This window comes from Castellaniella sp., assembly GCF_034007085.1.
In the GTDB taxonomy this organism is placed as follows: domain Bacteria; phylum Pseudomonadota; class Gammaproteobacteria; order Burkholderiales; family Burkholderiaceae_B; genus Castellaniella.
The window spans coordinates 1-22161 of record NZ_JAVERO010000029.1; the positions used below are offsets into that span (position 1 = coordinate 1).

Annotated in this window: 19 protein-coding genes; 17 read left to right on the forward strand and 2 right to left on the reverse strand. The window is 63.5% G+C overall.

From position 1 onward, the window contains the following. On the forward strand, nt 1-664 hold a 664-nt coding region (locus tag RBR29_RS04545), incomplete at its 5' end, for a TonB-dependent receptor (RefSeq protein ID WP_320347688.1). A 12-nt stretch (nt 665-676) separates the two neighbouring features. On the opposite strand, the gene RBR29_RS04550 is transcribed toward RBR29_RS04545, so the two are convergent. Next, a complete protein-coding gene (locus RBR29_RS04550) occupies nt 677-1432 on the reverse strand; it encodes a hypothetical protein (RefSeq protein WP_320347690.1) in 756 nt (251 codons plus the stop codon). A 107-nt stretch (nt 1433-1539) separates the two neighbouring features. Between RBR29_RS04550 and RBR29_RS04555 the strand changes: the two genes are divergently transcribed. From RBR29_RS04555 to RBR29_RS04610, 12 genes are all read left to right on the forward strand, one after another. Then, nucleotides 1540-3963 carry a 3-hydroxyacyl-CoA dehydrogenase NAD-binding domain-containing protein gene (locus RBR29_RS04555; protein ID WP_320347691.1) on the forward strand — a complete coding sequence of 808 codons (2424 nt, stop codon included), beginning with the start codon at nt 1540-1542 and terminating at the stop codon, nt 3961-3963. Between the two features lie 11 nt (nt 3964-3974). Further along, nucleotides 3975-5171: an acetyl-CoA C-acyltransferase gene (locus RBR29_RS04560; protein WP_320347693.1), complete on the forward strand. Its 1197-nt coding sequence runs from the start codon at nt 3975-3977 to the stop codon at nt 5169-5171. A gap of 232 nt (nt 5172-5403) precedes the next feature. Next, nucleotides 5404-7038, forward strand: a complete 1635-nt coding sequence (pgi, locus tag RBR29_RS04565; RefSeq protein ID WP_320347695.1) for a glucose-6-phosphate isomerase — start codon at nt 5404-5406, stop codon at nt 7036-7038. Nucleotides 7039-7188: 150 nt separating this feature from the next. Next, nucleotides 7189-8673, forward strand: a complete 1485-nt coding sequence (locus RBR29_RS04570) for a nucleobase:cation symporter-2 family protein (RefSeq protein ID WP_320347697.1) — start codon at nt 7189-7191, stop codon at nt 8671-8673. Nucleotides 8674-8903: 230 nt separating this feature from the next. Beyond that, nucleotides 8904-9122 (forward strand): CopG family transcriptional regulator, encoded by a 219-nt coding sequence (locus RBR29_RS04575; RefSeq protein WP_320347699.1) that lies wholly within the window; start codon nt 8904-8906, stop codon nt 9120-9122. Next, nucleotides 9116-9475, forward strand: coding sequence for a type II toxin-antitoxin system VapC family toxin (locus tag RBR29_RS04580; RefSeq protein WP_320347701.1), 360 nt, complete (start codon nt 9116-9118; stop codon nt 9473-9475). The genes RBR29_RS04575 and RBR29_RS04580 overlap by 7 nt, the downstream gene beginning before the upstream one ends. A 2-nt stretch (nt 9476-9477) precedes the next feature. Continuing rightward, a complete protein-coding gene (locus tag RBR29_RS04585) occupies nt 9478-10068 on the forward strand; it encodes a transcription termination/antitermination NusG family protein (protein WP_320347703.1) in 591 nt (196 codons plus the stop codon). Between the two features lie 227 nt (nt 10069-10295). Next, complete coding sequence (gene galE / locus RBR29_RS04590; protein ID WP_320347705.1) at nt 10296-11309, forward strand: UDP-glucose 4-epimerase GalE; 1014 nt, start codon at nt 10296-10298, stop codon at nt 11307-11309. Between the two features lie 5 nt (nt 11310-11314). Continuing rightward, complete coding sequence (locus RBR29_RS04595) at nt 11315-12574, forward strand: oligosaccharide flippase family protein (RefSeq protein WP_320347721.1); 1260 nt, start codon at nt 11315-11317, stop codon at nt 12572-12574. A 36-nt stretch (nt 12575-12610) separates the two neighbouring features. Next, nucleotides 12611-13438, forward strand: coding sequence for a glycosyltransferase (locus tag RBR29_RS04600; protein WP_320347707.1), 828 nt, complete (start codon nt 12611-12613; stop codon nt 13436-13438). Beyond that, entirely contained in the window at nt 13435-14484 is a 1050-nt protein-coding gene (locus RBR29_RS04605) for an EpsG family protein (RefSeq protein WP_320347709.1), read from the forward strand. Before RBR29_RS04600 ends, RBR29_RS04605 begins: the two co-directional genes overlap by 4 nt. Then, complete coding sequence (locus tag RBR29_RS04610) at nt 14481-15557, forward strand: glycosyltransferase (protein WP_320347711.1); 1077 nt, start codon at nt 14481-14483, stop codon at nt 15555-15557. The genes RBR29_RS04605 and RBR29_RS04610 overlap by 4 nt, the downstream gene beginning before the upstream one ends. Here RBR29_RS04610 and RBR29_RS04615 read toward each other — a convergent pair. Further along, nucleotides 15536-16756, reverse strand: a complete 1221-nt coding sequence (locus RBR29_RS04615; protein WP_320347713.1) for an O-antigen ligase family protein — start codon at nt 16754-16756, stop codon at nt 15536-15538. The genes RBR29_RS04610 and RBR29_RS04615 overlap by 22 nt on opposite strands. Nucleotides 16757-16907: 151 nt before the next feature. Here RBR29_RS04615 and RBR29_RS04620 point away from each other — a divergent pair, with 151 nt between their 5' ends. The 4 genes from RBR29_RS04620 to RBR29_RS04635 all read left to right on the forward strand — a co-directional run. Continuing rightward, the gene (locus RBR29_RS04620; RefSeq protein WP_320347715.1) at nt 16908-18290 is read left to right on the forward strand and encodes an undecaprenyl-phosphate glucose phosphotransferase; all 1383 of its coding nucleotides are present in this window, start codon (nt 16908-16910) and stop codon (nt 18288-18290) included. A gap of 103 nt (nt 18291-18393) precedes the next feature. After that, nucleotides 18394-20502 (forward strand): autotransporter outer membrane beta-barrel domain-containing protein, encoded by a 2109-nt coding sequence (locus RBR29_RS04625; RefSeq protein ID WP_320347717.1) that lies wholly within the window; start codon nt 18394-18396, stop codon nt 20500-20502. A gap of 136 nt (nt 20503-20638) precedes the next feature. Beyond that, nucleotides 20639-21214 (forward strand): UDP-2-acetamido-3-amino-2,3-dideoxy-D-glucuronate N-acetyltransferase, encoded by a 576-nt coding sequence (wbpD, locus tag RBR29_RS04630; RefSeq protein WP_320347723.1) that lies wholly within the window; start codon nt 20639-20641, stop codon nt 21212-21214. Nucleotides 21215-21240: 26 nt separating this feature from the next. Then, nucleotides 21241-22161, forward strand: a 921-nt coding sequence (locus RBR29_RS04635) for a DegT/DnrJ/EryC1/StrS family aminotransferase (RefSeq protein ID WP_320347719.1), incomplete at its 3' end; no start/stop codon positions are given.

The window sequence follows — 22161 nt, forward strand, 5'->3', positions numbered from 1 at the left end:
CAACAAGGAATTGGGCATCGAATTCCGCAGCCCCGACGGCCTGGGCGCCAGCCTGACCTATTTCCACAATGATTACCGCGACAAGATCGAGGCCGGCCGCACGCCGGTGGCCCAGTTCGCCAACAGCCTGGGGAAATCGACGAGCGTCTTCCAGTGGGAAAACATCCCCCGCGCCGTCGTCCAGGGCATCGAAGGCAACCTGACCTGGCCCTTTGCCCAGGACTGGATGTGGTCGACCAATTTCACCTACATGATCGAATCCAAGAACAAGGAGACCGGCGAACACCTGTCCACCATTCCCGAATACACGATCAACAGCACCCTGGACTGGCAGGTGACGCCAGCCTGGTCGCTGCGCGCCAAGGCCACCGTCTACGGCGAGCAGGAAGGACCGAAATACGACTACTACGGTCAGCGGCTGACCGGCAGCGCCACCGACAAGATTCCGCCCTACGCCCTGTTCGGCCTGAGCACGCAATACAAGGTCAATCAGCATCTCCGCGTGACGGCGGGCGTGGACAATCTGTTCGACAAGCGCATCTTCCGCCGTGGCAATGCCATCGGGGTGAATCTGGGCACCCCCAACGCCATCTACGGCGCCGGCGCCTACACCTACAACCAGCCAGGCCGCACCTTCTTCATGGAAGTGACCAGCTCGTTCTGATGGCGCCGCCCCCTAACCCGCCTTGCGGGGCCGCCCGCGCGGCGCCGGGCTGATGCGCCGCGACGCCAGGCGCCCCAGATGCGCCAGGAAAATCTTTTCTCCCAGTGCCCATTGCCCCGCCAGCGCTGCTTCGATCCCCAGGCGCTGTGGTTCACCCAGCCCGTCGGCCAGGCGCTTGCGCCAGGCCGCCTGGCGGGCAAAGGGCGTGTCGCCTTCGCGCCAATAGTCGGGGTGATCCGTCAGCACCGGGCGGCTGGCCGGCGTATCGACCGCGCCGTGGGCGCCCCCGATACCCCCTGCGCCCGTTTCGCCCAGCCCCCCATGTTCCGCCGCCGACGACCAGGGCCATTGCGTGGCCGCGCCCACCAGGCCGGTCGAGACGGGCAGCGATTCCAGCCAGACCATGGCCGGCAGCACCCAGCGCCCCGGTTCCAGCAGGGCATTGTGGTAGCGGCCCGCGTAGACCCGTGTGCGCATCAGACCTGCGCCCATGCGCCGCCCCAGCGCCTGCATCAGGCGTGACAGCGCGGCCTCGTCTCCCGGCGTGGCCAGCAGCGTGATCCGGTCCGGCAGGACGACCCAGCCGTGCAGGGCCACGGCGCCGGCCTGGCCCGCCGCCGCGCGGCTGGCTTCCTGGGCCAGCCAGTGGCGGATCCGGTCCAGCGCCGCCGTCGGGGTGGGGGCGTCCGCAGGCGCCAGCCGCCGCGCAAAGCGTGCCTCGGCCAGTTGAGGGATGCGAGGGGCGTACAGGCGGGGCAGTCGAGCCATGGCTGGGAGGACAGGTTTAAATTCAAACGATTGTTTGAATTTTGATCATAAATCAGCGACAATCGAAAAATCGGGCAACTTATTAAAACCAGCGAGGACACAATATCATGCAAACCAGCCAGTCCGCCCCCCTGTTCATCCGCCGTGTGGCGGTGTGCGGCGCCGGGGTCATGGGCGCGCAGATCGCCGCCCACTGCGTCAACGCCGGCGTGCCGGTCGTGCTGTTCGATCTGGCCAAGGATGACGGCCAGGGCAGCAAGAACGGCATCGTCCAGCGCGCCATCGCGCAACTGAAAAAACTCAATCCCGCGCCTCTGGGCGTCAATGCCCTGGCCGACCTGATCACGCCGGCCAACTATGACGAAGACCTGGCGCTGCTGGCCGATTGCGATGTCGTCATCGAAGCCATCGCCGAACGCCTGGACTGGAAGCGCGACCTGTACCACAAACTGGCGCCGGCCCTGAACCCGCACGCCATCGTCGCCAGCAATACCTCGGGCCTGTCCATCACGTCCCTGTCCGAAGCATTGCCCGAAACCCTGCGCCACCGTTTCTGCGGCGTGCACTTCTTCAACCCGCCGCGCTACATGCCGCTGGTCGAACTGATCCCTACCGCCGCCACCGAACCGGCCCTGCTGGATCACTTGGAAACCTTCCTGGTGTCGCAGCTGGGCAAGGGCGTGGTGCGCGCCAAGGATACGCCGAACTTCATCGGCAACCGCATCGGCGTGTTCGGCATTTTGTCGGTCTTTCATCACACCCAGGCGCTTGGACTGCCCTATGAATTGGTCGATGACCTGACCGGCACCCGCCTGGGCCGCGCCAAGTCCGGCACCTATCGCACCGCCGACGTGGTTGGCCTGGACACGCTGGCGCACGTCATCGACACGATGAAAAACCAGCTGCCCGACGACCCCTTCCGCGCGCATTTCGGCGTGCCGCCCGTGCTGGCCGCCCTGATCGAGAAGGGCGCCCTGGGCCAGAAGACCAAGGCCGGTTTCTTCAAGAAAGAAGGCAAGCAGATCCTGCGCCTGGACCCCGCCGCCGGCCAGTATGTGCCTTCCGGCGAAAAGGCCGACGACGAGGTCAAGGACATCCTCAAGGAACGCGACCCCGCCAAGCGCCTGAAGGCGCTGCATGATTCCGATCACCCCCAGGCGCAGTTCGTCTGGGCCGTGCTGCGCGACACCTTCCACTACAGCGCCGTGCATCTGGGCGACATCGCCGACAGCGCGCGCGAACTGGACCAGGCCATGAAATGGGGCTTTGGCCACAGCTTCGGCCCCTTCGAAATCTGGCAGGCCGCTGGCTGGCGCCAGGTCGCCGAATGGATCAACGCCGACATCGCCGCCGGCAAGACCCTGTCGGATGCGCCGCTGCCCGCCTGGGCCACCAGTGGCGTCGTCTGGGACAAGCAGGCCGTGCACACGCCAGAAGGCTCTTTCAGCCCGGCCACCAATGCCTACGTGCCGCGCAGCGCGCTGCCCGTCTATCAGCGCCAGATCGGCGCGCCGCGTCTGGTCGGCGAAGGCCCGTCGCTGGTACCCAACGTGGTGTACGAAGACGATGCCGTGCTGTGCTGGACGCTGCCCGCGCCGCAGCCCCAGGACGTGCTGCTGGTGTCGTTCAAGACCAAGATGCACACCCTCAGCCCGGACGTGGTGCGCGGCGTGGTGCATGCCGTGGACCTGGCCGAACAGGGCTACAAGGCCCTGGTCGTCGCCCAGCTGGATGATCCGTTCTCGGCCGGCGCCGATCTCAAGGCCATGCTGCCCGCCTTCATGTCCGGTGGCGTCAAGGCCGTCGAGCCGATCCAGAAAGAAATGCAGGACATGGTCATGCGCCTGCGCTACGCCCAGGTGCCCGTGGTTGCCGCCGTGGCCGGCCTGGCGCTGGGCGGCGGTTGCGAACTGTCCGTGCATTGCGCCCGCCGCGTCGCCCACCTGGAAAGCTACATCGGCCTGGTGGAAGTCGGCATCGGCCTGGTGCCGGGCGCCGGCGGGATCACCTTCAGCGCCCGCCGCGCGGCAGAAATCCAGGCCCAATCGGCCCCGGACGCCCCGCTGCTGGCGTATGTCAAGGACTTCGTCCTGTCCGTGGCCACGGCGCGCGTGTCCAAGTCCGCCCTGGAAGCCCGCCAGATCGGCTACCTGCGCGATTCCGATCCCATCGTCATGAATCGCCACGAACTGCTGTACGTGGCCGTGCGCGAGGCCGCCAACCTGGCCGAACAGGGCTGGCGTCCGCCGCTGGCCGCGCGTTTCCCCGTGGCGGGCCGCGATGCCATCGCCACCCTGAAGGCGCAGCTGGTGAACATGCACGTGGGCGGCTATATCTCGGACTACGACTTCCACATCGCCGAACAGGTCGCCACGGCCATCTGCGGCGGCGACGTCGATCCGGGCAGCCTGGTCGACGAGGCCTGGATGCTGCGGCTGGAACGCGAGGCTTTCCTGAGCCTGCTGGCCAACCCCAAGACACAAGAGCGCATTGCCGGTCTGCTGCAAACCGGCAAGCCCGTCCGCAACTGAGGAGACTTTCAATGACCGCCCTTCAACAAGCCTATATCGTTGCCGCGACGCGCACGCCCATCGGCAAGGCCCCGCGCGGCATGTATTCCCGCACCCGGCCCGATGACCTGCTGGCCAAGGCCATCCAGGGGGTGATGGCCCAGGCGCCCAGCCTGGACCCCGCCGCAATCGAGGACGCCATCGTCGGCTGCGCCATCCCCGAAGGCCCGCAGGGCCTGAACGTCGCGCGGGTCGGCGTGCTGCTGGCCGGCCTGCCGCAATCGGTCGGCGGGGTCACCGTCAACCGCTTCTGCGCATCCGGTCTGACCGCCGTCGCCATGGCGGCCGACCGCATCCGCGTGGGCGAAGCCGACGTGATGCTGGCCTGCGGCACCGAATCCATGAGCCTGGTGCCCACCATGGGCATCAACACCTCGTTCAGCCCGGACGTCTACCTGAAAGACGAAAACATTGGCATCGCCTACGGCATGGGTTCCACCGCCGAACAAGTCGCCCAGCGCTGGAAGATCTCCCGCGAAGACCAGGACGCCTTCGCCCTGCGTTCGCACCAGCGCGCCCTGGCCGCGCAGCAGGCCGGTGAATTCGCCGACGAAATGCTGCCGGTGGAAATCGTGCGCCGCACCCCGGACCTGGCCTCGGGCGAAATCCGCGAGACCCGCCACACCGTCAACCTGGACGAAGGCCCGCGCGCCGACACCAGCCTGGAAGCCCTGGCCCGCCTGCGGCCCGTGTTCGCCGCCAAGGGCAGCGTCACCGCCGGCAACAGCTCGCAGACTTCCGACGGTGCCGGCGCCCTGCTGGTCGTGTCCGAACGTGCCCTGAAAGAACACAATCTGACGCCGCTGGCGCGCTTCGTGTCCTTTGCCGTGCGCGGTGTCGCGCCCGACATCATGGGCATCGGCCCCAAGGAAGCCATCCCGGCTGCCCTGAAAAAGGCCGGCCTGACGCAGGACCAGCTGGGCTGGATCGAACTGAACGAAGCCTTTGCCGCCCAGTCCCTGGCCGTCATTCGCGACCTGGGCCTGAACGAGGACGTGGTCAACCCCATGGGCGGCGCCATCGCCCTGGGCCACCCCCTGGGCGCCACCGGCGCAATCCGGTCGGCCACCACCATTCACGCCCTGCGCCGCCGCAACCTGCAGTACGGCATGGTCACCATGTGCGTGGGCACGGGCATGGGTGCAGCGGGCATCTTCGAACGCTGCTGAATTCGGCGCCTGGGATGAGATCGGACTGTGGATGGTCCCTGCGGACCATTCACAGCCTATCGAATCGGAGCGCCTTGCAAGGCGCGACGTGGGGAGATATCTCAATTTGAAAATAGCCCCGTCCCCATCAAATGGGAACGCCCCGGTGCTTCTTGGAGGGCCGGGGCGTTTTGTCATGGGCGCGTCATGACATAATGACCGGCGATTCCGCCGATCCCCAGATCCTGCCGCCATGTCCGATCATCCCGCCGCCGATCCGCTTGTTCCCCTCACCGGCCTGCCCGAATGGAAACGTTTCGCGCTGGCGGCGCAGACTTGCGCGCCGCGTCCCGATGCGCTGGATTTGATCGAGGCACCGGGCCTGGCGCTGGATTCCAGCGGCCAGCGCCATTCGCCCGAACTCATGGATGCGGGCGCATCCCTGCTGCGCGCGCGGGGTTTCGAGGCCCAGCGCGCCCGCCTACTGGCAGGCGAGGCCGTCAACATCACAGAAAACCGCGCGGCCTGGCATACCGTGCTGCGCGCGCCGGAGGCGCCCGCCGACGTGCAGGCCGAACGCGAACGCATGGACGCCTGGGTGCGACGTGCCGATGCCGGACGGCGCTGGCGTCACGTCGTGCACGTAGGCATCGGCGGGTCCGACTGGGGCGTGCGCCTGGCCGTGACCGCCTTTGGCTATGCCGGCACCTGGCGCGACGTGCGCTTCGTCGCCAACATCGATGGCCATGCCATCGAGGGCGGCTTGGCGGGCCTGGACCCGCGCGACACCCTGGTCGTGCTGGTCTCAAAATCCTTTACCACGGCCGAAACCCTGGAAAACGGCGCGCGCGCCCGCGAATGGCTGGCTGCCGCCGGCCTGGACCCGGCCCATCACCTGGCCGCCGTCACCGCCCGGCCCGATCGAGCCCGCGCCTGGGGCGTGCCGGATGGGCAGATCTTTCAGTTATGGGACTGGGTCGGGGGGCGGTTTTCCCTTTGGTCCGCCGTCAGCCTGAGCACCGCGCTGGCCGTGGGGGTAGATGTGCTGGAGGGCCTGCGGGCGGGGGCGGCCGCCATGGATGCGCATTTCGCCCAGGCGCCCCTGGCGGAAAATGCCCCGGTGCGCATGGCCCTGGCGGGGGTGGCCAACCGCAGCGTGCTGGGCCACGGATCGCTGAACATCGCCCCCTATGATTCGCGGCTGGCCAATCTGGTGCCCTACATCCAGCAGCTGGACATGGAATCCCTGGGCAAATCCGTCGATCTTGCCGGCCGGCCCGTGGGCGTGCCTACCGGCCCCGCCGTCTGGGGCATGCCGGGCACCGATGCGCAACATACCTTTTTCCAGTGGCTGCACCAAGGCAGCGATGGCGCCCCGGTGGATTTCATCCTGTGCCGCGAGGCTGATCACCATTGGCCGGCGCACCACCGCCAGTTGCTGGCCAATTGCCTGGCCCAGCGCGAAGCCCTGATGCGCGGCAAAAACCTGGCCCAGGCGTGCGCCGAATGCCTGGCCGAGGGCCTGGATGCGGCCCGCGCCGACTGGCTGGCGCCGCACCGCGTCCATCCGGGCGGGCGTCCCAACCACTTGATCGTCCTGCCGCGCCTGTCGCCGTATACGCTGGGCGCACTGCTGGCCCTGTACGAACATCGTGTCTTCACCCAGGGCGTGATCTGGGGCATCGATCCCTTCGACCAATGGGGTGTGGAATACGGCAAGGTCCTGGCGCGCGGCATCATTGCCGAACTGGATCCGGACGCATCAGCCGCCGAGGGTTCGACCGCTGTGGGCGCCGACAGCCGGGACCGTTCAGGCCCGGACGGTCGTGCCCCCGCCGTCCGCCACGACGCCTCCACCCGCCACTGGATCGACCGCTTGCGTGGGTGATTTCTAGGGGTTTTCCCGGGATTATGCGCCCAGCCGAAAAATCCTTATCGCGCTTTGCGCATGGCTGTCGGCTGCGGCCTGCGGTAGAGTGACTGCACCAACACAAGGGACGCCCCACACGCGGGCAAGCCCGGAATCTGGAGACAAAACATGCGCAAAACCGTCGCTCCGGTAGACGAGGTTCTGCCGATAGGGCAGCTGACGGCCCTGGGCTTGCAGCACGTGCTGGTGATGTACGCCGGCGCCGTGGCCGTCCCCCTGATCATTGGCCGGGCGCTGGGCCTGGATTCGCACGAAGTATCCCTGCTGATTGCCGCCGACCTGTTCGCCTGCGGCATCGCCACCATCATCCAGTCCCTGGGCGCCACCCAGTGGTTCGGAATCAAGCTGCCCGTCATCATGGGCGTCAGCTTTGCCCCGGTCGGCCCCATGATCCACATCGCCCAGTCTACCCCCGGGCACGAAGGCGCCCAGCTGCTGTTCGGCACCATCATCGCAGCGGGGATCATCACCATCCTGATCGCCCCCTGGATCAGCCGGCTGCTGCGGTTTTTTCCCCCGGTCGTGACCGGCACCATCATTGCCATCATCGGCATCACCCTGATGCGCGTGGGCATCAACTGGATCTTCGGCAACCCGGTCGGCCCGACCGCGCCGTCCCTGGTCGATCCCAACTACGTCGCCTGGCTGAAAGAAGTCCAGGCCGCCGCAGGCGCGCCGGGATCGCCCCTGCCCGCCGTGCCGCAGGGGCTGGCCATCCTGCCCACCGTGCCCAATCCCAAGTACGCCAATCTGACCGGCGTGGGCATCGCCGCCGTCGTGCTGCTGTCGATCCTGCTGATCGCCAAGTTCTGCAAGGGTTTCCTGGCCAACATCGCCGTGCTGCTGGGTATCGTGATCGGCGCCATCATCACGGCGGCCATGGGCATCATGAGCTTTGAAAAAGTCGGCAAGGCCGACTGGGTGGACATCGTCATGCCCTTTCATTTCGGCCTGCCGAAATTCGATTTCTGGATGATCCTGACCATGGTGCTGGTCATGATCGTGATCCTGATCGAATCCACCGGCATGTTCCTGGCCCTGGGCGACATGACCGGCAAGAAAATCGGCCAGCAAGACCTGGCGCGCGGCTTGCGCACCGACGGCCTGGGCACCCTGATCGGCGGCATTTTCAATACCTTTCCGTATTCCAGCTTCTCCCAGAACGTCGGCCTGGTCGCCGTCACCGGCGTGCGCAGCCGCTACGTCTGCGTGGCCAGCGGCGTCATCCTGCTGATCCTGGGCCTGCTGCCGAAACTGGCGGCGCTGGTCGAATCCCTGCCCACCGTCGTGCTGGGCGGCGCAGGCATCGTGATGTTCGGCATGGTGACCGCCACCGGCATCCGCATCCTGGGCGGCGTGGATTTTGCCAAGAACCGCAACAACGCCATGATTGTCGCCATTTCCATCGGCATGGGCATGATCCCGGTCGTTGCGCCCAATTTCCGCCAGTGGATGCCGCACGCCATCCACCCGCTGATTGAATCAGGCATTTTGCTGACCTCGCTGTCGGCCGTGCTGCTGAACCTGTTTTTCAACGGCGCCCCGCACGACACCGACGCCGCCGTCGAGGCCGCCAAGCACGCAGAGGCTTGAGCTTCAGGCCGGCTGGATGGCGACAGCCATCTGGCGCCGTGTTACGCATCGGGCGCCTTCCTTGAAAGGGGAAGGTGCCCGAGTTGTTGTTGCGAGGTGAGCCGGGCAGGCGACAGGCTTGCGTAGAAGTCGCAGGCTGACAGTGCAGGTCCAAATGGATATGCTGGATTTCCTTTGGTCATGATTCTGGATGATATACAATGATGATATCTTCTGAAGACTCAAAAACCATGGCCAGAATCCTCATCGATCTCTCGGAAACGCAGTTGCAGGCCCTTGCCGCAAAAGTGCGTACCGAAGGGCGGTCCCGTGCGGCCATCATCCGTGATGCCATCGATGCCTATCTCGCGCACCATGCGCCGGGTGATGCATCGGCCGTGTTTGGTCTCTGGCGGGATCGCTCGATCGACGGGCTCGAATACCAGGAGGCGCAAAGAGCGGAATGGTAAGAGCGCTGATCGATACCAACGTGCTCATCGATTTCCTCAGCGGGCACGAAAAGGCACATACCGAACTCGACCGCCATGTGCGGCCGGCCATCAGCATCATTACCTGGATGGAGGTGCTGGTGGGTGCCGTGCCGCACGAGGAATCCGCGATCCGTCGCTGGCTGGATTCCTTCGAGCGGATCGGAGTGGATGACCAGGTGGCGGGTCGTGCCGTCGTCATCCGCAGGGAACGGCGCATCCGGCTACCCGATGCCATCATCTGGGCTTCCGCCCAGGTCCATGGGATGTTGCTGGTGTCGCGCAATCACCGGGATTTTCCCGTGGATGCCCCGGATGTGCGGGTGCCATATTGAATATGCCTGATCTCCCCGCCGCCTGGTACGTCGCCCACACCAAGCCCCGCCAGGAACGCACTGCCGCCGAACAACTGCGGCGCCAGGATTTCGAGGTCTACCTGCCGCTGTTCAAGGTCTTCCGGGAACCGGGGCGGCGCCGCCGCGCATCCGCGGCGGCTCGCGCCGCCTTGGGGCCGGACACCGGCGCCGGCGCCCGGCCAGGCGCTCATGCCGATCCGGCCCTGACCAGCCACGAGCCAATGTTTCCCCGTTACCTGTTCCTGCGGCCCACCCGGGCCACGCAGTCACTGTCCGTGGTGCGCTCCACGGTGGGCGTCAGCCGGCTGGTCATGTTCGGCCATCAGCCCGCCACCCTGGCCGATGCCGCCGTCCAGGCCATTCGCCAGGCAGAGGAATTGCGTGAAACCGCCGGCCCGGCCGACCTGAGCCCCTATCGCCCCGGCATGGCCGTGCGCCTGCAGGATCCTGCGCTGGGCGGTATCCAGGCGCTGGTCCAGTCGGTCTCCGCCGACCGCGTCACCCTGCTGCTGGAAATCCTGGGCCGCCCGCAGACCGTGCAGGTGGAATTCGGGCGGATCGCGCCGCTATAGCTGCGCGGGAGCGGCCGAGTCCAGGTCGACAGCCAGGCAGGGGGAGCGGCCGGAGTAGGGGGCATGACGGAGTCAGTAAGAAACAAGGGATGATGAATTGCAGCGGGTGGCCGTGCGCAGACGCCGGGCAAGGGCGCCGGCAACCCTTGGTCACGACATAGGGCATGGGATGAACGCATAGGCTGTACCATTCCATGAATTCTGCCATCCACTAACCGCATACCCCCATGAACATCCTGCTTACCGGCGGCACGGGCTACATCGGCAGCCACACCGCAACCGTCCTGGCGCAACAAGGCCACCGCGTCGTATTGCTCGACAACCTGTCCAACAGCAGCGAGACCGTCGTCGGCCAGCTGGCGCGCATCCTGGGCGCGGCACCGGCCTTTGTGCAGGGCGACGTGCGCGATGCGGCCTTGCTGGAGCGCGTCCTGCGCGACCACGCCATCCAGGCCGTGATCCATTTTGCCGGCCTGAAGGCGGTGGGCGAATCCGTGGAAAAGCCGCTGGAATACTTTTCCAACAACGTCCAGGGCACGGTATGCCTGCTGCAGGCCATGCGCGCCGCCGGCGTGCGCACGCTGGTCTTCAGCAGCAGCGCCACCGTCTATGGCGAGCCGCAGTACCTGCCCCTGGATGAAAACCACCCGACCGGCGCCACCAACCCCTACGGCCGCAGCAAGCTGCACATCGAGGAAATCCTGGGCGATCTGGCGGCATCCGACCCGGCCTGGCGCATCGCCTGCCTGCGGTATTTCAATCCGGTGGGGGCGCACGAAAGCGGCCTGATCGGCGAGACCCCCAGGGGTGTGCCGAACAATCTGATGCCTTATGTTGCCCAGGTTGCCACGGGCATGCGGGCCGAACTGAACGTCTTTGGAAACGATTACCCCACGACCGATGGCACCGGCGTGCGCGACTACATCCACGTCATGGACCTGGCCGAAGGCCACGCCGCGGCGCTGGGCTTCCTGGCCGCCCACACCGGCTGGCATGCCATCAACCTGGGTACCGGCCAGGGCTACAGCGTGCTGGAAGTCGTTCGTGCATTCGAGCAGGCGTCCGGGCGGGATGTTCCCTACCGGATCCAGCAGCGCCGCCCAGGCGACGTCGCCGTGTGCTACGCCAATCCTGCCAAGGCCCGTCAGGACCTGGGCTGGGCGGCTACCCGCTCGCTTGAGGATATGTGCGGAAGTACGTGGCAGTATCAGCGAGGGGCAGGAGCTTCGGGAGGCAATTGAAGCAGATGCTGGATAACGCATTCCGCAGGCTGCGCACGCTATTGGCACATAGTCTGGCCAGAAATATTGGCTGGCTGTTTCTATTCCAGATCAGTACGTATTTGTCTTTCCTGCTGGTCATTCCCTGGCTGACGCATGTACTGCCGGTTTCGGAATATGGCGCTGTCATGGCGGTCATGGCGGCAGCACAGTTCTGTTTCATCCTGACTGATTACGGATTCTCGGCCTCTGCAACCTACGAGGTTGCTCGTTGTCGTGGGGATGCAATACAGGTGCAGGACGTCATTGCTCAGGTCCATGGCGCGAAAATCTATCTTGTGGTGCTGGCCTGCCTTGGCTTGTGGCTTTTGTCCATGGTGCCGTCCTATCAAGCCCATGGGGTGCTGTTCGTCTATGCCGGATTTGCTGTCGTGTTCCAGGCCTATCAGCCAGTCTGGTTGTTGCAGGGCCTGGAAAATATGAAGGCCTATGCCATCTACATGGTGGCCGCCCGCTTCGGATTTTTGTTCATGGTCTATGCCATGGTCCGGGACGGTGGGGATGGCCCGCTGGTCATGCTGGCTTTTGCCTTGTCCAATGCGTTGGGGGCGGGGATGGGGCTATGGGCGATGCGGTATGAAGGCTACCGAGTCTTGGCGCTGTCGGTGCGGGGTGGCTTGCATTTGATGCTGCGCTCTTCGGGCTACTTCTGGGGACGCCTGGCATTTGCCTTGTATTCCTCCATGAACTCTGTTGTTCTGGGCGGCGTGTCCCTGGCGCAGACGGGGATCTTCAATGTGGCCGAACAAATCTACAAGGCCGGGCAAAGTGTGGGGGGGCCGATCAGCCAAGCCATGCTGCCGGCATTGACGCGATCCAGGAACACCCGCGTGTTGTGGAAGATGTTGCCGGCCCTGGTCGCCGTACTTGTCCTTGGCTGTGCTGCCGTAGCCTTGTTGGCACCGTGGGCGGTGCGCCTGGCCTTCGGCGAGCACTATCAGTCCTCTGTGCCTGTGCTTTATATATTCCTGCTGACTATTCCAGTCACGATTTCAGGCATGGTGCTGGGGTATCCGTGGTTTGCCGCCATGGGCAGGCCGGATCTGGTCAATCTTACTTCCGTGCTCGCAGCAGGGCTGCACGTGTGCCTTTTAGCTTTGTTATGGTGGCTGGGACAACTGACCGCTTACAATGTGGCCTGTTGCGTTCTGGCGACTGAGTTCTTCATGTTGCTGCTGCGCCTGGCACTGGGCTGGAGACTGGTTCGGATACCTTCACCCAAGTAGACTGCCAGAGCCATTCCCCCGTTATTTCCCTTGTCCATGTCTTCTGCACCCAAAGTCTGCCTGCTAATACCTTATTTCGATGCGGACGCAGGTTTGCTGACGGCCTTGTCGTCTGTCGAGTCAGACAGTCTGCTGCCTGATGTCTGTGTGGTGGATGATGGAAGCCAGCGTGTTCCTGCTCGGGATGTATTGGCCAGATACACTGGGCCGCTCTCCGTCCATTTGATCGAACTGCCACGCAATCTAGGGATTGAGCATGCCTTGAACGCTGGCCTGGACTATTGTATTGATCGGTACCCCTATATTGCCCGACTGGATTGCGGGGACCGGAATATTGGCCAACGCCTGGCGAAACAGCTGGCGTATCTGGAAGACCACCCTGACCATGCTCTGATCGGCGGCTGGGCTAACTTTGTCGATCTGGATGGACGGCTGCTATTCACTTTGAAGCATCCCGTCGATGCGCGCGCAATCAGGAAAAGAATTTTTCTGAATGCGCCGTTTACGCATCCTGCCGTAATGATGCGGTCGGCTGCTCTTAAAGAGGTTGGTTTCTATCCTGACAACTATCCGGCGGCAGAAGACCTGGCCTTGTTCTTCAAGATCGTCAGGAAATATCCAACAGCGAACTTGCCATATCCTGTGGTGATGTGTGAAGTAAATCCTGATGGCATTTCAACCGTCCGCCGTAAGACCCAGATAAAAAGTCGGATTCGTCTGATTTTGCATAATTTTGACGGTTCCTTCATGGCTTTTGTTGGGTTTGTGCGGGGCGTAGTGACGTATTGCCTGCCCAGGGGATTCACTATATTTTTCAACCGTGTGCGGTCCATCATACGGCGTGGTAAAGGTGGCCCGAGATGATTTATATCGCCGCTTGGTGCTTTTGCCTTGTAATGCTGCTGTGCTCAGTCCGGTTTCCAGACCATGCGCGTTGGCACTGCACGCTGGCTGTCTGTGTGGTGGGGGTCGTCGCTATCTTCCGGGGGGCAACGGGAACAGATACAGTTGCGTATGAACAGTTGTCCATGCAGGTTCGTGAGTCAGGCATCTTTACCGTAGGGGTTGAACCGTTCTTTGGCCTGCTGCTGAAAGCCCTGCAGCAAACTGGATTGGCAGATACTGGGGTGGTGCGCCTGGTCTCGGGGCTTGAGGTTGCCCTGTTGCTAGCCTATGTGTGGCGGTCTGTGCCCAATGAGCAATATTTGCTTTTGTCGGTAATCTTGCCTGTTTTCTTCTACGAATTCTCTATGAATGCGCTGCGTATCGGATTGGCGTCCATTCTGTTTCTGTGCGCCATGCAATGGGTTGCCCGGCAGCGCCAGCTTGGGACGACATCGTTGGCACTGGCTGTGGCCTCTTGTGTAACACACTATACTGCTGTCTTATATCCAGTGTTTCTGGTCTCCACGCTGCGTCGCTGGTCCTTCAGATTCTTGTTGGGCGGGGCGATTCTGTGCGGATTGGCTGTGATCGCCGTCATTCTGATGAATTCTGCGTATCTAATATCGCGTCTGCATTCTTATAGTGCCTTCCCTGCGCCATCACGTTTCAGTGGGCTGGCTTCTATTGTTCAAAACGCGGCGGTGTCGATGGCCATCTGGAAAAGCACGTTGTCGCATGGTCAGAAGTTGCGCCTGTTATCTGCCATGTGGCTAGTAGCAGCATGTTTCTTTGGGGTTGTGCAGTTTTCATACGCTGGCCTGAGGTTGCTGGAGCTCGTTGTCTTTATTGCGCCCCTGGCAACGGTGTACGCCCATGAGATAGAGGGGAAGTTAATGAATGCATCAGCCAGGATCTGGCTGTTCGCATTCGGACTGGTATCGATGGTGTTTGTGTTTCGTCGCTTTCTGGTTGAATCCCCTGATTCGCTGGCGCCCTTTTTGCCATATCGTTTGATTTTTTCATGAAAATCCTGCATGTTGTCGAAGCCTGGCATGGGGGCATTGCCTCGTACGTGGATGCCTTGATCCGTGCGCAGATGGGTCAGGGACATCAGGTCGTGCTGGCTGCGGATTCGCAGATGTTGGCCGCTGATCCGCGCGACCTGCCGTGCGCCATAGATTCCTATCCTGCAAGTCGAAATCCTGCTCGTTTCCCAGCTGTTCGGGCAACGCTTGCCATCATTTTGGCGCGACATGCACCGGATATCGTGCATGTGCACAGCACATTTCCCGGCGTCTATACGCGCTTCCCACATGCACTGCACCCGCGCATTATTTACACCCCCCATGGCTGGAGTTTTCTGAAAAAGGATAGTCCGGCCTGGGTTCGTTGGGGCTACGGGCGGGTGGAAAGGTGGCTGGCGTCACGGGCACGTGTCGTCATGTGCATGTCGTTCGAGGAATTGAATCGGGCGCGTGCTTTGGGGATTGATCCGGATCGTTTGACCATGATCCACACTGGCATCAATGACTGCTTTGCAGAAGCAATCAATTCGAATCAGGCAGCCGGGGTGCAGGGAGATCGGGGTTTGAACATCGGTTTTTTTGGCCGATTGGATTATCAAAAGGGAGCAGATCTTCTGCCTGCCTTGGCGGATCGTTTGGCGACTGACTCAACTTTGCATGTGTTCGGATCCGAAGTGCGTGGGCGGCGGCCCTTGCAGCCACATCCCCGGATAAGGCGGTACGGCTGGGTGGCGCACGAAGCCCTGGCGGCTCACATGGTAAGCATGGATGTGATCATCATTCCTTCGCGTTGGGAAGGCTTTTCACTGACAGCATTAGAAGCCTTGCGGGCCGGGGTGCCGATCATTGTGTCGAACCTGACCTCGTTGTCCGAGGTCGTCGTTCATGGCTACAACGGATTGATCATGCATGACTTTTCGGCTGAGCACCTGGCAGGCCTGCTCGTGGGCCTGTCGATCCAGGATTGTCGCCGCATGGGGCATAACGCGCGGCGAGTCTTCCAGGAAGCCTTCACTTTCGATCGTTTCCATCGTCAGGTTATGGCCTTGTATCAAGCTGTTTTATCCGATTGATGCCCGGCTTCGGCTGCCATCCGGGCCTGCCTCATGGCGCCCCATAGAATGATCACTGCCAATAGATAAAACATGATTCCGTTATTGCGGCGCAATACCACCTGAGTCAGGCAGAAGCACAGGTAAGACACGACGACCGATGTGCCGCAAAAGGCCAGCACTTTTACGGTCAGGTCCGAGTCACGCAGTCGGCGCCCGAAATGACACAGGGGTACGGCGTATAGTGCCAGCAAAGCCAGCAATCCTGGCAGGCCGGTAAACACCCAGGCCTGCAGGTAGTTGTTGTGCAGATTGTCATTGAATTCCAGGGCGATCGGGGTCAGTTTGCCGGCTTCTATCTGTCCCTGCAGAGCCTGAGTGTAGTCCCGCAGGTTCCACCCCATCAGGGGGTGTTGTTGCAGGTTGGTCAAAGCACCGCGCCACATTTCAAAGCGGGCACCGATCGAGGTGTCGGTATTGGATTGCTGGTACAGCGTGATGTCCTGCACGCCGCGCTCGTAGCGAGCCCGTAGCGGGCTGTCCGGCATGGCGAAGATGCCTGCTATGACCACAGCTGCTGCCAGGGCAATCAGCATCAGACGAAGTGCATTGCGCCGGGATAGAAAGGCGGCCAGGAACACCAAAACCACCGGCGGCAGGGCAACCCAGCTGCCCCGGCTGCCGCCCAGGATCACGCTATACAGGCCACAGACAATGCCGAGCGCGAAGGCCAATTGCCAGTGCCTGGCATGCCGGCCTTGCGTGGGAGCCCAATACAATCCCCCCACACAGAAAATGGTGAACACCAGTGTCAGATTACTAAAATGGATGATGTTAAGGAAACCCGCCGCTCGCTCCCAGCCCTGAAACTCCACCTGCCACCAGGCCAAGGGTGCAGACAGCACCACGCCCAGGACGATGCCGGCCCACAGGATCGGCAGCCGGATGGGGCAGGATCTGAGCATCAGAAAAATCGGCACGGCCAGCAAGGCGCGAAAGTATTGGTCGACATCGGTCGGGTTGTTGCCCAACCACCAGGTCATGAGTGACGGGACGGCAAAATAGGCTACAAGCGCAGCAATCAGGGTGTGGTCGGCGGACTCCCAGGGTGTGAGCCGTGGGTTGGTTGCAAGATAGTACGCACTGCCCACCAGCAGCAGTACCGCGCCATAGGAGTAGCCTGATGGAATGGCGAACATGGCCGCAAAGAAAACGAACACTCCCCAGGACGTGAGCAACCGGACGGGCAAAGGGATTGAGTCGTGTGGCATATCGCTACATAAGAGACGGGAAAGGGCTAGTGTAGAAGAATTGCCCTGCGCCCGAACGGATTAAAATCCCCGCACTGCCTGGCGACCGGATACCGATTGCATGTCTCCCCCATTTGTTCCTCCCCCTACGCTTGCCGAACGCTATCCCATTGCCCTACTGGCCGGCATGGTCGAGTTTGCGCTGGTCCTGCTTGGTGGGTGGAGCGCCTATGTGGTCCGGTTCGGCGAGCTGACGCTGCATGCCCCCTATCTGGCGGGAATCGTCATCATGGCGGGAACCGTCGTGCTGGTCCAGGCCCTGGCCGGTTGCTATCAGTCATGGCGCGGCGCCAGCCTGCTGCGCCAATTGGGGCGCGTCTACAGCGCCTGGCTGCTGGCGTTGGCCATCCTGGCCAGCCTGGCGGTGCTGCTGCATGTCTCTGGCCATTATTCCCGGATATGGTTTGTCGTGGGAGCGGGGTTTGGCGTACTGGCCGTGACGGCATTTCGCCTTTGTATGTACGTCGCGTTGCGGCGCGCACGTGCGCGCGGGCAGAACTTGAAGCGTGTCGTGCTGATCGTGGCACAGCAAGGGGCTCCGGCCATCCAGGCCAGGATGCATGAGTTGCCCGAATACGGTTATCAGGTCACGCAAGTGATTGCGCTGGAATCCACGCCCGACTGGGACGGTGCCTTGGTAGCGGCGGTTCAGGCTGCCGGGGCGCACGAGCTGTGGCTTTGCCTGCCGTTGGAGGCGGGTGCAATGATCCGGCGGATCGTGCATGCGGTCCGGAATCTGTTGGTCGATGTGCGGTATATCCCCGACCTGAGCGATATGCCCTTGCTGAACCAGCAGGTCGGAGAAGTCGCGGGGATGCTGACGCTGGACCTGAATCGCAGCCCGATGGCTGGGCCCATGCGCTGGATCAAGCGAGCCGAAGACCTGATCGTGGGCGGGGTGCTGTCCATCCTGGTCCTGCCGGTATGCCTGGTGGTGGCGCTGGCCGTCAAGCTCAGTTCGCCCGGGCCTGTGCTGTTCAAGCAGTATCGCACCGGCATCAATGGCCAACGGTTCAAGGTTTATAAATTCCGTTCGATGTCGGTGCATCATGAAGCAGACGGCACTGTGACTCAGGCACGGCATGGCGATCCGCGCGTGACGCGGGTGGGTGCCTTCCTGCGGCGTACCAGCCTGGATGAATTACCGCAGTTCTACAACGTGCTGCAAGGGCGCATGTCGATCGTCGGACCTCGTCCGCATGCGCTTTCCCATAACGAGTATTACAAGGATCTGGTTGAATCCTACATGCAGCGCCATAAGGTCAAGCCCGGGATCACTGGCTGGGCCCAAGTCAATGGCTATCGGGGAGAAACGGACACCCTGGAAAAAATGGAAAAACGGGTGGAGTATGACCTTTGGTACATCAATAACTGGTCCCTGGCGCTGGATATAAAAATCATCGTCATGACCGTGTTCAAGGGCTTCATCAACCGGCAGCCTTGACCCGTCTTAATTCCACGGCACTCCATTCCCCCGCACCCAATCGTTTCCTGTAAAACAGACTTGTCACATTCAGTGACATATATCAAGCTGACAGGAGACAAAAATGTCCATCTTCAAGACGATCCGGGTGCGCTTCATCCAGGTGCTGTGCTGCCTGAGCCTGCCGCCGCCGGGTCTGGTCCTGGCATTGCCCGAGGCGCCGTGGGATGATTCCCCGGCGCCTTTTGTCATGCGTGGCGAACCGATCGCCGTCGCGGAAGATCAGTGCATCGAGTGGGGGCTGCTGCTGGAAAGCGCCAGCGGGTTCCAGGTGGCCGAAGGCCGCACACTGCGGTTGACGGGCCCCATCCTGGGGCACCCGGTCGATCCCTGGCTGCCCATCCCGTTCTGGAAGCTGGGCGGCGGCCACCTGGATCTGGCGGGCGCCAGCTCCACGACCGGCCAGATCGTCCTGGCCGAAGGCAGCCTGGGCCTGGCGCACGACCAGGCCCTGGGCTCGCCGGTCAACAGCCTGGAAATGACGGCAGGCACGCGGCTGGAACTGCATCCCGGCATCCGCATCGAGCAGATCCTGCAAGTGCGTTCCGCCGCGGGGGCACAAACGCTGCCGGTGCACTGGGGCCTGCCGCCCATCGCCGGCCTGGGCACCGACGCCGTGTGGCGCGTTGCATCCGGCGAAGCCACGCTGGCGGGCAATATCCAGGCCGAAGCGCCCATCGTCAAGGATGGCGCCGGCACCCTGCGCCTGGCGGGCGTCGGCTTCAGCCCCGGCCGTGATCTCCTGACCGTGGCGCAGGGCGGCCTGCGGGTCGACCAGTTGTGGTGGGGGCCGGTGCTGACGCACCCCGGCACCGTGCTGTCCGGTGCGGGCCTGGTGGATGATGCCCGCGTGGCCGGGCTGCTGCACCCTGGCGCGCCGGACAGTACAGGCACCCTGCTGATCGGCCAGCGGCTGGCCTTGCTGCCAGGCGCCCAGACCCGCATCCGCATCGATGCAGGCGGCCAGGCCGATCGCATCTGGTCATTTGGTACGGTACGCCTGGGTGGCGGCTTGCTGATCGAGCCGTCGCCTGGCGTATGGACGCCCGATCGCCGCTGGGTCATTGTGCAGGCCGACGGCGGCCTGGAATACGGGCCCGATGGGGGCATGGATCCCGTACCCGGCGATGGACGCCATACCCACGTTGCCAGCACACTGCGCTACCTGGATCCCGTCTTGAGCTATGGCCCCACCACCGTCACCCTGGGCCTGCGGTACAACACGCGGGGGCTGAACACGGCCGATGCATCCTGGCGCGGGGCCGTGCTGGACGACAGCCGTTTCCTGCGGGAATCCGCGCTGACACACACGGCCAGCGGCCGGGTCTGGGCACAGGGCTGGGCCGCCAATACGGAACGGCAAAGCGCCCATGGCCTGCCCGCAGACGACCGGGATGCCCGCGGCCTGCAGATCGGTGTCAGCCGCCCAGCGGGATCGGATGGTTTCCTGGCGGCCTTCGTGGGCACGCAGGACACCCGCCTGGCGAGCCTGGGGTCGGCCCGGCCTTCGGCTGCCGCTGGCGGTACATACCATCTGCGGGATCGAGCCATGCACCTGGGCCTGGGCGCCAGCCTGGCGCGCCCAGGCTGGCGTCTGGCCCTGGGAGCGGCGCATTCCTGGCACCGGGCCAAGCTGAGCCGCCAAGCCGATCCAAGCGAGGCCGCGCTGCACAGCCGCCTCGCTGCGCGGCTGGCCCAGGCCTGGGCGCATATGGAGCCGAAGGAGCCATTTGCCCTGAGTTCATGGCAATGGATGCCCTATGCCCAGGCGGCCTGGCTGCGCCTGCATCGCCCCGCCGTGCAGGAAAGCGACGGGCTGGCCGCCGTGACGCTGGATGCCGAGACCGACCGCCGCTGGCTGGGGAAACTGGGGATCAGGGTCGAGCGCCCGTGGCCCACGCCGCATGGCGAAGCCCGGATGACCCTGGACCTGGGCGTGCGCCGCCTGTGGGGCGGATCGAACTTGAGTAGCAGCCAGGCCTATCGGGCCGACCCCGGGCCGCGCTTCGAGGTCAAAGGCCTGCCCCTGCCGCATTACGCCCTGAGTCTGGATCTGCGCGTGCAGGCCCCCGTGGCACGGCGCACACACGCCGTACTGGCTTACACGGGCCAGCACGGGGGCGGGCAAAGACAGCATGGGATCTGGCTGGGGGTGTCGGGCAGTTTCCGATAAATCCTGTGGCCATTCTTCTGTTTTAGTGCCAGGCCAGGTGATGTATCATCGCGTTCATCCGATGAACATCGCCTGGCGCTTGCTGACCGTATCACAGCACGGCGGTAGCGTGTCTGAAATCCTGGAATCTTGCTTCATGGCCCACTATCAACACGAAACCGCCATCGTCGATCCCGGCGCGCAGGTCGGCGAAGGATCCCGCATCTGGCATTTCGTCCACGTCTGCGGCGGCGCCCGCATCGGCGCGGGCGTGTCCCTGGGCCAGAACGTCTTCGTCGGCAACAAGGTCGTCATCGGCGACCGCTGCAAGATCCAGAACAACGTTTCTGTCTACGATAACGTCACCCTGGAAGAGGGCGTGTTCTGCGGCCCCAGCATGGTGTTCACCAACGTCTACAACCCCCGGTCCCTGATCGAACGCAAGGACGAATACCGCGACACCCTGGTCAAAAAGGGCGCCACCCTGGGCGCCAATTGCACCGTCGTCTGCGGCGTCACCATCGGTGAATACGCCTTTGTCGGCGCGGGCGCCGTCGTCAACAAGGACGTCAAGCCCTACGCCCTGATGGTCGGCGTTCCCGCCCGCCAGATCGGCTGGATGAGCGAACACGGCGAACAGCTGGACCTGCCCCTGAGCGGCAACGGCGAGACCACCTGCGCCCATACCGGCGCCACCTACCGCCTGACCGATGGTCAGTGCGTCCGCCTTTGATTTTCATCTTACGTTCACCAACTACCATGCAATTCGTCGACCTGCAGGCCCAGTACCAGCGCCTGAAATCCGAAATCGACGCCGGCATCCAGCGCGTGCTGGCCCACGGCCAGTTCATCCTGGGGCCGGAAGTCGCCCAACTGGAAGAGCGCCTGGCTGACTACACCGGCGCCAAACACTGCATCACGGTGTCCAACGGGACCGACGCCCTGCAGATCGCCCAGATGGCCCTGGGCATCGGTCCGGGCGACGAGGTCATCACCCCGGGCTTCACCTACATCGCCACCGCCGAGACCGTCGCCCTGCTGGGCGCCAAGCCCGTCTACGTCGATATCGACCCGCGCACCTACACCCTGGATCCGGCCAGGCTGGAAGCCGCCATCACCCCCCGGACCCGTGCCATCATCCCCGTGTCCCTGTACGGCCAGTGCGCCGACATGGATGCCATCAATGCCATTGCTGCCAAGCACGGGCTGGCAGTCATCGAGGACGCGGCCCAAAGCCTGGGCGGCCACTATAAAGGCCGCAAGAGCGGCAATCTGTCCACCATCGCCTGCACCAGCTTTTTCCCCAGCAAGCCCCTGGGCTGCTATGGGGACGGCGGCGCGATCTTCACCAACGACGATGCCCTGGCCGTCGTGCTGCGCCAGATCGCCCGCCATGGCCAGGACCGCCGCTATCACCACATCCGCGTCGGCGTGAACGGCCGCCTGGACACCCTGCAAGCTGCCATCCTGCTACCGAAGCTGGCCGTGCTGGACGACGAAATCGCCGCCCGCCAGCGCGTGGCGGACACCTATACCCGTTTGTTCAATGCCGCTGGCATCCAGGCCACCCCGGTCATCGAAGCCCACAACGTCTGCGCCTGGGCGCAGTACACCGTGCAGATCGATGGGCGCGACGCCGTGCAGGCCGCGCTGAAGGACGCCGGCATCCCCACCGCCGTC